The organism is Aliiglaciecola sp. 3_MG-2023, from assembly GCF_030548205.1.
GTDB lineage: Bacteria > Pseudomonadota > Gammaproteobacteria > Enterobacterales > Alteromonadaceae > Aliiglaciecola.
On the sequence record NZ_JAUORV010000002.1, the window covers coordinates 75192 to 88237 of the forward strand.

The 13046-nt window shown below is 41.5% G+C and carries 10 protein-coding genes; 3 read left to right on the plus strand and 7 right to left on the minus strand.

Going from position 1 to position 13046, the window contains the following annotated elements:
* Positions 1-253 precede the first annotated feature (253 nt).
* Both Q4574_RS02270 and Q4574_RS21485 read left to right on the plus strand, forming a co-directional pair.
* Positions 254-607, plus strand: coding sequence for a hypothetical protein (locus Q4574_RS02270; protein ID WP_303470975.1), 354 nt, complete (start codon positions 254-256; stop codon positions 605-607).
* Positions 608-709: 102 nt separating this feature from the next.
* Complete coding sequence (locus tag Q4574_RS21485; protein ID WP_368411631.1) at positions 710-943, plus strand: PLDc N-terminal domain-containing protein; 234 nt, start codon at positions 710-712, stop codon at positions 941-943.
* Here Q4574_RS21485 and Q4574_RS02275 read toward each other — a convergent pair.
* The 5 genes from Q4574_RS02275 to glnK form a co-directional block, all read right to left on the minus strand.
* Positions 908-1831 carry a Dyp-type peroxidase gene (locus Q4574_RS02275; RefSeq protein ID WP_303470978.1) on the minus strand — a complete coding sequence of 308 codons (924 nt, stop codon included), beginning with the start codon at positions 1829-1831 and terminating at the stop codon, positions 908-910. The two genes, Q4574_RS21485 and Q4574_RS02275, sit on opposite strands and share 36 nt — an antisense overlap.
* Before the next feature lie 47 nt (positions 1832-1878).
* The gene (gene ggt, locus Q4574_RS02280) at positions 1879-3567 is read right to left on the minus strand and encodes a gamma-glutamyltransferase (protein ID WP_303470980.1); all 1689 of its coding nucleotides are present in this window, start codon (positions 3565-3567) and stop codon (positions 1879-1881) included.
* A gap of 109 nt (positions 3568-3676) precedes the next feature.
* Positions 3677-4675 (minus strand): DUF4382 domain-containing protein, encoded by a 999-nt coding sequence (locus Q4574_RS02285; protein WP_303470983.1) that lies wholly within the window; start codon positions 4673-4675, stop codon positions 3677-3679.
* Positions 4676-4965: 290 nt separating this feature from the next.
* Positions 4966-6210: an ammonium transporter gene (locus Q4574_RS02290; RefSeq protein ID WP_303470986.1), complete on the minus strand. Its 1245-nt coding sequence runs from the start codon at positions 6208-6210 to the stop codon at positions 4966-4968.
* 21 nt (positions 6211-6231) lie between these two features.
* Positions 6232-6570, minus strand: coding sequence for a P-II family nitrogen regulator (gene glnK / locus Q4574_RS02295; protein WP_216048856.1), 339 nt, complete (start codon positions 6568-6570; stop codon positions 6232-6234).
* Between the two features lie 283 nt (positions 6571-6853).
* Here glnK and Q4574_RS02300 point away from each other — a divergent pair, with 283 nt between their 5' ends.
* Positions 6854-7717: a hypothetical protein gene (locus Q4574_RS02300; RefSeq protein ID WP_303470992.1), complete on the plus strand. Its 864-nt coding sequence runs from the start codon at positions 6854-6856 to the stop codon at positions 7715-7717.
* A 33-nt stretch (positions 7718-7750) separates the two neighbouring features.
* On the opposite strand, the gene mrcB is transcribed toward Q4574_RS02300, so the two are convergent.
* Together mrcB and Q4574_RS02310 are read right to left on the minus strand one after the other, a co-directional pair.
* Positions 7751-10051, minus strand: a complete 2301-nt coding sequence (mrcB, locus tag Q4574_RS02305; RefSeq protein ID WP_303470994.1) for a penicillin-binding protein 1B — start codon at positions 10049-10051, stop codon at positions 7751-7753.
* Positions 10052-10218: 167 nt separating this feature from the next.
* Positions 10219-13014: a M12 family metallo-peptidase gene (locus tag Q4574_RS02310; RefSeq protein ID WP_303470997.1), complete on the minus strand. Its 2796-nt coding sequence runs from the start codon at positions 13012-13014 to the stop codon at positions 10219-10221.
* Between the last annotated feature and the right edge of the window lie 32 nt (positions 13015-13046).

Sequence of the window (13046 nt, forward strand, 5' to 3'; positions counted from 1 at the left end):
AGCTAAAGCACCCGCCTACAGGCCATGGACACAAAAACGCACCATCACGGGGCTAAAGCTCCCGCCTACAGGCCATGGACACAAAAACACACCATCACGGGGCTAAAGCACCCGCCTACAGGCCTTGGAAAAACAAACCTCCGAGGAGCTAAAGCTCCCGCCTAGAATTCCTATAAACTCTACGACCTATGTCTTATTGTTTGCCGCGACCGCCAATGACATCCTAGTGAAAACCCAAATAAAGGTGATGATGATGAAAGCTGCAAACCGTTTAAAACTGATTGGATTAACTGCTTATATACTCGCGATATTTGCGCTCCAGCAAGTGATCATTATTCCATTAGTTGCCTTACTTTCTATTGTCGCGATTTATAAAAGCAAATCTGAAATCATTAAATCTCATGCTAAGTACATCATCTCTGTGTTTGTGGTAGTGATTTCAGTGGTATTAGTCACTGCAAACGTGTTTAGCGGCGAACAGCAAGTGTTTGCGGCTATGGTAGCCATCAGCATTGCCTTTCTTATGTTAACTTACGGGGCACTGAGAATGGGATTTTCTAAGAAGCCATTTGCGAATCGAGTAACGACTAACCTAGAACAAAACTAGGATGAACAACCGCTGTATGGTAATTTCACCAACATCTTGAAGTCGCGTAAAAAGGATGTGGATGGGTAACATAGGTTTTGCACAAATACTGTTGTTTTTTTAATTTGGGTTCTTCCTATTAGACTTATCTTTAAATCAGATAAGACCACAGGAAAAAAACTAGCGTGGGTTTTAGCAATCGTATTTATATCTTGGTTGGCATGGATTTTTTATCTACTTTTAGCGCAAATTCAAACCATTACTAAAGATGTCGTCTTGCTGCATGACATATTTAACGTTAAAGACGTTTTAAAGTCTGTTTTACTTGTCTTTGTTGGTTTTAATAAAGTTAAGTGAGGGAGCAAAAAATGCAGCACCGGTTTCTGGTACTGTAAAATCGAGTAACCTATCATAAACGCCATTTTCATCACCAAACACCATGCTGCTTAACATCTGGGTAAACGGCTTGGGACTATTGGCTAGGGACACAAAAAACAGTCCTTTCACAACCATATCGCCATAAGGCATGCTCTGTCGTAATATTTCAAGACTGTTCCCCTGGGCATCTTTAATTCCCGAGCGTTTAACATGAGAAAACGCCGGCTTGTCTTCACTGGTGTACTCCACATTGTCTTCCTTGGTTCGGCCAATAATATCTTCTTGAGCCTTAACGGGTAGTCTTTGCCAACGCTCCATATGAGTACGGTAGCGTTGAATGTGAATATAACTGCCACCAGCAAAATCAGGATCTTTATCGCCCACCACGGCAACTTTACGTTTATGCATACCTCTAGGGTTTTCCGTTCCATCAACAAACCCAATCAAATCGCGACCATCTAAATAGCGGAAGCCTTTCACTTCTTCAAATAATTCCACGTGACCTTTAAGCAACTCACACACTTCACTACCTATAGCAAAACACACATCGGCACGGTCAGCGCGAATTTGAATAAATAAATCACAGGGGGTTGCTGGCGCATGGCGGTCATCACATTCCATATCCGGAAAAGGCGCTAGCTCCAGTGGAATTAAACCGGGATATAAATCTGTCCAATAACTACTGCCAACAGCAATAATACCAGATACCATGGCTTCATAATGTTCCTCATCATAGTGCTCAAATACATTGAGGATATGAGCCAGTTTTGCGCGTATCACTTGCGCATCATCATCGATAACGTTAAACATTAAATATTGCGCATGTAAATTAGGTTCCGCGCAAATGCCTTTTTGAGGTTCTGTCATATTTTTGTTGGTCTTTTAAATTAATTTAATTAACAATCAAAGTTGCATTAATAGCCTGCCGCTTGTCCATCTTTACGGCTTTCAGACGCACCGAAGTATACGCCAGTTTTAGTGTCTCTGAGAATAGCTTGATAACCACCAAAACTGCCCGATACATCTCTCAATATGTGTCCTTTTTGCACCAACTCCCGACGAGTCTTAGGAGAAAAGCCACTTTCTAGGCTCACATATCCGCCATCGATCATCTGACTACCAGTGGGTTGACTTGAACCACTGTGTAGTATTCTTGGAGCGTCACCCGCTTCTTGTAGGTTCATCCCAAAATCAATGAGGTTGACAATAATCTGGGCATGCATTTGAGGTTGTGTACCACCGCCCATGACTCCAAAGCTCAACCACGGTTTGCCATTTTTTGTCACAAAGGCAGGTATGATAGTGTGAAAAGGACGTTTACCTGGCTCGTAAAGGTTAAAATGGCCTTCTTGTAAGGAAAACAACTCGCCACGATCTTGTAAAATAAACCCTAAACCTGTGGGTGTCATCCCCGAGCCCATACCTCGATAGTTTGATTGGATAAGGGACACCATATTGCCATCTTTATCAGCAGTGGTTAGATAAATAGTGTCGCCTTCGTTAAGGCCGGCATCATAACGCTTTGATGCGCGTTTTGGATTTATTAGCTTTAGTCTTTGCTGGGCATATTCTTTAGATATCAGCCAGTCAGTGGGTATCTGATTAAATGCTGGATCAGCGTAGTATTTGGCCCGATCTTCAAATGCCAGTTTTTTCGCTTCCACAAATGTATGTACGTACTCAGCGGAACCAAAACCCATGCCTTCAATATCAAATTGTTCAAGGATATTTAAAATTTGTAACGCCGCAATCCCTTGGGAATTAGGTGGTAACTCCCACACATCATACCCACGGTAATTACTCGACACCGGCTCTACCCAATCAGAAGTATGACTGGCTAAGTCTTCATAACTGAGGAATCCGCCTTGCTCTTTGATGTAGGCAGCAATAGTGCGGGCAATATCCCCTTTATAAAAAGCATCACGACCACCCGTCGCTATTTTTTCCAGTGTAACGGCTAAGTTCTGATTGACAAAAATTTCACCTTTTTTCGGCGTTGAACCATTCGGCATATAAGTGTCTGCGAAGCCTTCATACTTGCTCAGAATCGGTACGCTACGGTTCATATACCATGCAATCAACTCACTGACAGGGAACCCTTTTTTGGCATATTCAATAGTGGGCGATAAAATCTCTGTCATGGGTAAAGAGCCAAACTTACCGTGCAGCTCAAACCATCCGTCCACAGCGCCTGGCACAGAAACAGGCAGTGGCCCGTGGGAGGGTATTTTTTCCATATTATTTTGTTTGAAGTATTCCAAGGTAAGGGACTTTGGAGAACGACCTGAAGCATTTAGCCCATAAAGCTGCTTCGTTTTCGCATCCCAAACAATCGCAAACAAATCGCCACCAATACCGTTACCTGTAGGCTCAACTAAACCCAACATAGCATTCGCCGCAATGGCTGCATCGATAGCATTACCGCCTTGCTTTAGAATATCTAACCCCACTTGGGTAGCCAACGGCTGGCTAGTGGCAACCATACCATTACTTGCAATCACCTCAGAGCGTGAAGCGAACGTTTCCCCAGTGATACGATCGTAAGCCATACTGAATTGACTAAAGACAATTAACGACGCAAAGATACACGACAAATATCTCATTAAAGCACCTATAAAACGATTGAATGCCATAAAGGATACGCTTTGCGCGCAATGGTTTAAAGAAAATATAGAAGCAAGTAGGATAAAACCAGTTTCTTTACCTTAGCGCTTATTCAAAAACCTCTTCAAAATTGACTATCCCAACAGAATTGTTCTGTTCTATTGTGACTTGTTTTACTTGAACAAACCTGACCTCATCATCTTTTTCGGGAGAGTCGGTAAGATTACAAGTTAACCCCAGGGTGTAACTGCCGAAAGGAACAAAACCTATTTCAAATGCATAAATGGTTTGCGAGGAATCAAAATAAACCGCTGAACTTGCAATAGGCGAGATATCCTCTGAGCCGCCATTATCAGCCAATGAATCCGTGTCTAAATTAGTCTCTGGATAGAGGTAGATAGCCGCTGGAGCCCCATGTATATCTGCTAACGGCTCACACAGATGATTAATCAAAACCGTTTCAGAAACCTTCCCCTGAATATGTCCAGCTTGTTGATTATTGACTATTCTTGTCCCCTCTGGTTGCAAAATATAACCAGCTTGTCCTTCTGGCATTGTCAAACTGTTGCGCAAATCAAACTCCACGGTGAACTCAACCTGGGTATTTTCATCAACACTAAAGCCGTCTAGCTCAATTTCATTAAAAGGCACAGTGATTGGCGTTTTTGTGTAATCTAATTTATCTACCGCGTAAGAACCATCAACCATACCAAGAATAACCTGTGAGTAGTCACCCTCCTCAATCGGAATCTCTTTAAGCAATGACAAAAACTCACTGCCCTGATAATCAAGGAGATTAATACCAACAGCATTGGGCACAATATTGCCTGTATCATCCAAGCACAGATCATTCGCAGTAATACCAAATTCAACATCACTAACGTCCAACACGAGTTCTTCTGATTCACCTGTGAGGGTAATAGTCGAAAAGCACAAGGTAACCTCGGACAGCCCACCTACTGGGGCATCACTCACGGCAACAGAAAAAGTCGGTTTAACCCTATCAACGGGCACAGACAGAATAGGCAAACCATCTTCACTGCCACCACAAGCAGATAACGCCACCAGTAAACATAATAAAGACGCCTGAAATGGCTTTAAATTCATAACTTCTCCTTAGAAAAATACAGCGGTACTTTAAATGCCTATAGGTTTCTGACAACACCCTTAGCATTAGTTCAAAGGGAGGCTATGAACAAGAATGTTAGAAATTATTTAATTCCAGTTTGTTCAATAGGTTATAAGGATTCAGTAGATGACTAGGATGGAAAAAAGCAAATAAAAAACCCCGCTAGTGAGCGGGGTTTTGTCTATTATTAAAACAGTAGGACTTTATTTTTGTTCTTGTTGTTATTCTTATTTTTTTATTGCCCTATGTGTTTTTTAAACTAAAGGTATTATGAACGTCCACCTGTGAAGTCTGGATATGCTTCCAAACCACACTCGCCGATATCCACACCTTCAAACTCTTCTTCTTCGCTTACGCGGATTCCGATGATAGCTTTCAGAATTAACCAAGCTACCAAGCTAGTTACGAATACCCATACGAAGATAGTGATAGCACCGATGATTTGACCAGAGAAAGAAGAACCATCATTTGTAATAGGTACAAGTAGAAGTCCTAAGAGACCTACCACACCGTGAACAGAGATAGCACCTACTGGATCATCAATTTTCATTTTATCTAAAGCAATGATACTTCCAACAACCAAAAGACCACCGATAGCACCGAATAAAGTCGCTTGTAGTGGAGTCGGTGTTGACGGCTCTGCAGTAATCGCAACCAAACCAGCTAAAGCACCGTTCAAGGCCATAGTTAGGTCAGCTTTACCGAATAAGACGCGTGCTAGAATTAGGGCAGCAACAAGACCACCAGCAGCAGCAGCGTTAGTATTCATAAATACTACAGCAACAGCATTAGCGCTTTCTACAGTAGCCGTTGCTAGAACAGAACCACCGTTGAAACCAAACCAACCCATCCATAAGATGAATGTACCTAAAGTGGCTAAAGGTAGATTAGCACCAGGAATTGCGTTGATTTTGCCATCCGCAGTGTATTTACCTTTACGAGCACCAAGTATCAACACACCAGCTAACGCTGCAGCAGCACCAGCCATATGCACAATACCAGACCCTGCGAAGTCAGAGAAACCTAGGTCGCCAAGTGTATACATACCGAATACAGACGCGCCACCCCAAGTCCAAGAACCTTCCATAGGATAGATGAAACCCGTTAAGATAACTGCAAATGCAAGGAACGACCACAATTTCATACGCTCAGCTACCGCACCTGAAACGATTGACATTGCAGTGGCAACAAAAACCACTTGGAAGAAGAAGTCAGCTGAAGGAGCATAAGTAGCAGGTTCAGCTTCACCTGTAGCGCCGTCGCCAACGATTCCATCTAGGAATAACGTAAAGTCGTCACCACCGTACATGATAGAGTAACCGCAGATCATATACATAATACAAGCTACAGAGTATAAGGTAATATTCTTAGTTAATATTTCAGTGGTGTTTTTAGCACGCACTAAACCGGCTTCTAGCATGGTAAAACCAGCCGCCATCCACATGACTAATGCGCCACATATCAAAAAGTAAAAGGTATCTAGTGCATACCCAAGTTCAAATGTAATTTCCATGATTTTCTCCTGCCCTGCTGCTTAAATGGCTTCGCCGTCAGTTTCACCCGTGCGGATACGTACTGCATGCTCTAAGTCATATACAAATACTTTTCCGTCTCCAATCTTGCCTGTTTTAGCTGCGCTAACAATAGCTTCAACTAAACGTTCAACATGATCGTCTTGTACCGCAATTTCCAATTTCACTTTTGGTAAAAAGTCTACTTGGTATTCTGCTCCACGGTACAATTCGGTATGACCCTTTTGACGCCCAAAGCCTTTCACTTCAGTGACAGTCAAGCCATCAATGCCAATTTCTGAAATGGCTTCGCGAACATCATCAAGCTTGAAAGGCTTAACTATCGCAGTTACTAATTTCATTGTGTTACTCCCGATATTTTAATTTTGTTTTTATTGAAACGCTCCATTCCTAAAACAAGTCTTATGCCACTAATGTTTACATATAAAAATCAACAACTTAGATTAGAAAAAAGGTATTTGATTTACAATTAAAGCACCAATAGCAAGCAAAAGGCAAATTTTGCACTAAATTGGTGCGCAACTTTACTGAAATTGGAAAACGTTGCTGATAGGGAACTAAACAAGATGCTATCAGTCTACTGTCGAATGAAATTAACATTAACCATGCTGGATAGCGCACACCTTGGATTTTGAACGCCAACAATACATTCCCCCAGAAACAACGAACCATTCTTTACGAAAAATATTGCTTGTCTCTGTGCTTATCCATGCTTTGGTTGGCTGGTTGATCTTATCTCAACAGCGCATAAATATTCCGGCAAAAGTCGATGAACCCACATCCGCTATCAAAGCGAAATTGGTATTTTTCCCGCCTCCAAAAGCGGTAGAAAAAACCATTGAAGCTGAATCAAATGAACATATACCAGAATTGCCCCCAGAACAGACTGAACAGAACCAACCAAGGGAGCAAACGATTGAAGATTCTGTAAGTGTTGAAGAAGTGATTGTTGCAGAGGTGCCTGTTGAAGATGTGCCAGCAGAGAACCAAGCCTCCCTTGAAAAAGCACCTTTAGAACAAGAGGTGCAAGTTAACCAAGAACCTGAAATTGTTGACTCGGTGACCCCTCAATTACCACTAATCGAAAATGATACAAGACGTGAAGACTTGCCGTCTATTGATTTTCCAGATGACTCTGAAAGTGACGCTCCCGTAGGCACTTCACGTAATTTAGCCCAAAAACACTTATTAGATCACTCGGCGCAAGCTAATCAACGTATGGCTGAACAAGAAGCACAGCGCTACCGTCAACAACGAGAATCACCAGATTTAAACCTGCCTAAATTTGATCCCTATAAAACCGAAGATGAAAAGTTAATCGAAGAAAACCGTATCAGAGTAGATTGTAGTTCGACGGTAAATAAAACCCTACTAACGGTCTTGCGCTTCACTACCGGAGGTACGATGGATTGTAGTAAACCCCAAGATTTCGAGCCGTTCATCGACAAGCATGTTAAAAAGCCCACAAAGCCTAAAGACAAACGTTAATTAGCGTTCTTTTAGTTAATAATTTTTTCTGCGCTAGTTGCCAAAAAGCCGCTCCCAAAAACTCTTACGCTCTTGAATTTTTGGGTTTTTGGTATCACATTTATCCGCTCGTTTTGGTAACACTTCTAGAATGGCTGGCAAACTCATACTGGTTTGACACCCCGCTTGGGTCGATCTGCCCGTTTGGGGGTTAAAGTGAGCAATCCCCAATCCTTTAGGAAAACGCCGTACCAATGATTTTGGCGCTTGTAGTGCTTGAAAATCTAAAAACAATCTTAATGCACCACTTGCCCCCGTTAGCCCGGTACTTTTATTGTCATCCGTGCCTATCCAGCTGGTGACTAGAATATTTTTATCATAACCGCTAAACCAGCTATCACGATAGTCATCGGTTGTACCGGTTTTGCCGGCCATATTAATACTTGGGAAACGTCGACGAACTTGTTTAGCCGTGCCTTCTAAGGTCACTTTGTGAAGTGCGTAATTCATCAAATAAGCCACTTTTTCATCAACAATTGGCTTGGCTGGCGCGTCAAAGGAATACATCAATTGGTTGTCTGACGACATAATGGCATTAACAGTGTGCAGGGGAATTTGTACACCATTGTTAGCTATCGTTTGATATAGCTGATTGACCTGAATTGGAGATAAATCCAAAGCTCCTAACGTCAATGCGGGATATTGGGTAATGGGCTCTGTCACCCCAAGGCGTTTGAGGGTTTGGGTAATGCTATCTAACCCTAACTCCATACCTAAACTCACCGTCGGAACATTGAGGGATTGGGTTAATGCCGTATACAAAGGAACCTGACCGCGAAACTTTTTATCGGCATTCTGTGGCTCCCAGGTTTCCCCCCCTTCACTGGGTAATTGTATGGGGTCATCGAACAAAGGTGTTGCTAAATTATATTCTTCAGGGCGCTCTAAGGCAGTCAGGTAAATTGCTGGTTTAATTAACGACCCTATAGATCGTTTAGCATCCAATGCTCGGTTAAAGCCACTAAAGCGCGTCTTGCGATCTCCCACCATAGCGCGAATTTCACCGCTATCGATGTCAGTGACGACCATTGCTGCTTGCAAATTTTCCAACTTACGCTGTTTTTCAATACTGGTTAAGCCACCTGACACGGCCGATTCAGCCTTTCGCTGTGCGTTTGAATCAAGAGTGGTGAACAACTTTACCCCTGAATCACGAATATTTGGGTTATCTAAGATAGTATGTAATTCACGCCCCACCTTATCCATAAAGGCCGGGTGCTTGCCTTTAACTAGCGTTGCACCTGTGGCGACCTGAATGGGCTTGTCTAACAGTTTTTCAAAGGTGGTTTTATTGATTTTACCTCCCTCAAATAACAGCCTAAGTACCAGGTTACGACGCTCTAAAACACGTTCAGGATGACGCCTTGGATTATAATAAGAAGGTCCTTTGATCATGCCAACTAAGGTCGTCATTTCTTCAAGGTTAAGCTCGTTTAATGGACGGTCGAAATAAAAGTAACTGGCTAAGCCAAAACCATGCACACCGGTATTACCATTTTGCCCAAGAAACACCTCATTTAAATACGCTTCCATTATCTGATCTTTGCTATATCGCGCATCGATTAATATGGACATAAAGGCTTCTTTAATTTTTCGCGTTATCGACTTTTCATTGGTCAAATACATATTCTTAACCAATTGCTGCGTTAAGGTACTTCCTCCTTGAACAGCACGTCCGGCAGAGATATTTGCTATTAATGCTCTTAAAATTGAAAGAGGTGCTATTCCATGATGCTCATAAAAGTCCTTATCCTCAACCAGAACTAGTGCTTCTACTAGTTCTTTGGGAACCTGCCCTAACGACACCAACATGCGATCTTCTTTACCGTCACTAAGCAATCGTGTTACTAGCCATGGCTCTAGACGAAAGCTACTAATTTGCTTGCCACTATTGAGATTCACAATGCTTGCTACACGGCCTGATTTAACCGTTAAAGACAAGGCGGTTTCGCCCTGAAAACCATCTGGAAAATGAAATGCTCTACGATAAACTTCAAAGTGATTATTACGGTATTGGTACTCCCCTGTACGACTAGCATTGGCCACCCGCCGATAGCCCAACAGTGTTAGCTCTTCTATAATTTCCTTACTGGTGATTTCTTCTTTTAAACTTAAAACCAAAGGACGGGCATAAATCTGCGCAGGAACTTGCCATTTATTACCAGAAAACTGATGAGCAATCACCGCATCCAAGTAAACCATGTAAGCACTCATCGCAACGATACATACCAGAAGCATCTTCCAGAAATATTTGCGGAACCAAGGTAAGGGATTCAATTTTTGGGCTATTGACATGATTAATTAAGGGGATCTTTGTTGGAGTTGTTTCAGACAAGCAGTTTATCAGTGCCTGCGGGCTGGCTCAAATTAGTATTTATAAAATGTACAGAAGTAAGTATTTTGCCATCACTATTTACCGTCATTCCTTTGGTAAATAGTGATCTTCTGAACTTAATCTTAATTTAGCGAATAATGACGTTTCTAAAAACGGAATCAGAATTGGGGTTTTCAACGTCATTATCCATTCCAAAAACGATATAAGGGTAAAACCCAGTGAAATACTCTCCGATTGGAATGACGAATGTTTGGTATTCTCCATCACCGGTATATTGAAAATCATGATTTCCCCATACTTGAGTACCGAACAGGCGGAAGGTTAAGCTTTCATTTGTAAATGCATTATTGGTGAAGCCAATACCGTGAATTTCTCCCTCTGCCGTTGATTTGAATTCAAATTCTAAAACTGTACCTGAAGTGATATCGGTGTTGAGCTCAATTTTTTGCCACAAATTGCCTTCGAGTTGCAAAGTATAACCAGCATCTAAAATAGTTATCGTACTAGCACCTTCTGGGTTCTGATTCGGGTCTAAGTCTAAAATATCAAGTTCATTGAAATTTAAACCTTCATTGGAAGGGGGCTCTTCATCAGAAGATTCAAAAATAGAAATTCGACTGAAGTAGCTGTTGGAAACAGGCTCTGAAATATCGTTATCCATTGCAAATACGAGATAAGGATATGTGCCTTGCGCATAATATTGCCCTATAGGAATTGTAAAGGACTGATACTCTCCGTTGCCTGAATAGTTAAAGCCACCTAACCCCCATTCCTGGGTACCATATAATTTAAATGTTTCATCTCTATCAGCCAAATCAGTCGTATAAAAGCCAATTCCATGGATTTCTCCTTGAGATGTAGATTTGAAATCGAAGGTTATCATTGTATTTTCTGTAATATCCTGATTTAAATCAATTTTACGCCATAAGTTACCTTGCAGATGCAGGGTCTCTCCATCGTCAATAACCTCACTTACACTTGAACCTGATGGGTTTTGTGCGGGATCAAATTCCGAGAATGTAAACTGGCTTAAATCAAGGGTTTCTGTGGGCGCAACTGTATCGTCATTAATGTTGTATACCGTTACATTTGAATAGGTGCCATTGGCGGTAGAACCTTCAACATCATTATCCATTGCAAAATAGAGAAACTCGACATTACCGGTATAAAACTGCCCAACAGGAATTGAGATACGCTGAACTTCACCAAACTCAGTATAACGAGCACTTTCCAGCCCCCAAGACTGAGAACCTGCTAATGAGAAAGTTCTAGCTTCTTCCATTTTATTATCATCATCTAAACCAATACCGTGAATTTCCCCTAATGACGTACTAATAAAATCAAACTCAATAACCGTATCTGCTTGAATTGCATAATTAAAGTCCACTTTAACCCAACGATTGCCTTGTAAGGTAATACTCGCTCCACTGTCCCCAATAGTCACTGTCCCTTCGAAATCTTGTCCTGTACTAAATGACGAATAAGGTAATTCATTGAAGTTAAGAAATTCACCCGACGGGTTTTGAGTCACCTCAATCTCAAAGTTTTGTGTATCTGTACCATAAGCATTGCTGGCGCTAATTTGCACTAAACTAGTTCCGGTCTGAGTTTCAATGGGTATCCATTCAACTAGCCCATCTTCTGATACTGTCATGCCTTCTGGACCAAAATCGAGGTTGAAAGTTAAGCTACCAGAACCATCAGCATCTACCCGACTATCTGTATCATATTCATAAGCTAAACCAGCAGTTGCCGTTGTATTAGGGGTAGAAATAATTGTAGGTGGAGATACATTGGTTAAGCAGGCTGCGGAACTAACCAAGGCATCCATTTGCGTCAAACTGCAATCAGAAAACTGATCACTGCCATTAATACTTGGACTCATTAAAAAGCTACCATTAGTCGCAGCACAAGCTGATCCCGATTGGTTATCATGGGGTGCACCGAAATTATGCCCAATCTCGTGGGCAGTCACTAAGGCAGTACTGGAACCAAAACGTTGCGTTACGCCAACAGAATAACTATTGCAAACCGCTCCAACGTAGGCAATACCTATAGTACTACCGTCTAAATCTTTACCGGTAAATAGGTGGCTTATGCCTGGATTATTATAATTAATGGCAACATAAGTACGGTAAGCTACAATTAAATCTTCAGCATCGCTCATGGTTAAGGTGCCGTTGTCTTCTAAAACACGAATGTCATCCACCGTAACCTGCACGCCAACTTGTTCCGAAAATATGCCATCTACGACATTCATTTCTACCAACATTTCTGTAGCAGCATCTTGAGGATCACCAGTTTCGAATTCAGAATCGGCAACTAAAGAAATTAATATCTCTTTGCTAGCCATTTCACTTGTCATTTGTGCTAGTTCGTCAATGTAACCCGAATAGCTAAAAGCTGACTGAATGGCACTATTTTCTAATGCACAGGTGGCACTGTGACTAACGTCTTTAGCGTTATAAATTAATAAATCACTCGTAACTTCTTTACTACTTTCAATATTGTTTAATTGCGCGTTTAGCTGACTTTTATAATTCACAAAATACAGATCTTGACCATCATAAAATGCACCCGTTAATTTCTCTCCTACTAAACTAAATCTAGCCCAAGAGTTTGTTACATTTTCCAATGTCCCCTTGTACAAACTTATGCTGGAATGTAATTTCAGCTTTAAGGGTGCAGATAGAAGTGACTTGTTTTCGACTAAATTGAATGTTCGCACTATCCCATTTGTGCTTATTTCCAATCTGTTTTCCAAATTATCATTATCTATTTTTGAAATAGTAAACTGTGCCTCGCTTAGATGGGCAATGCTGACTTCATGGTTGGGTTTGGCATCTACACCAGAAACGGAAAGTGTAACTAACGTAAAAATAAGGGTTAAAATGGGAAGCTGGAAAAAGCGCTGGATGTGCATGTTTACTACCTTAAAGTGTTCAACACAGTCCC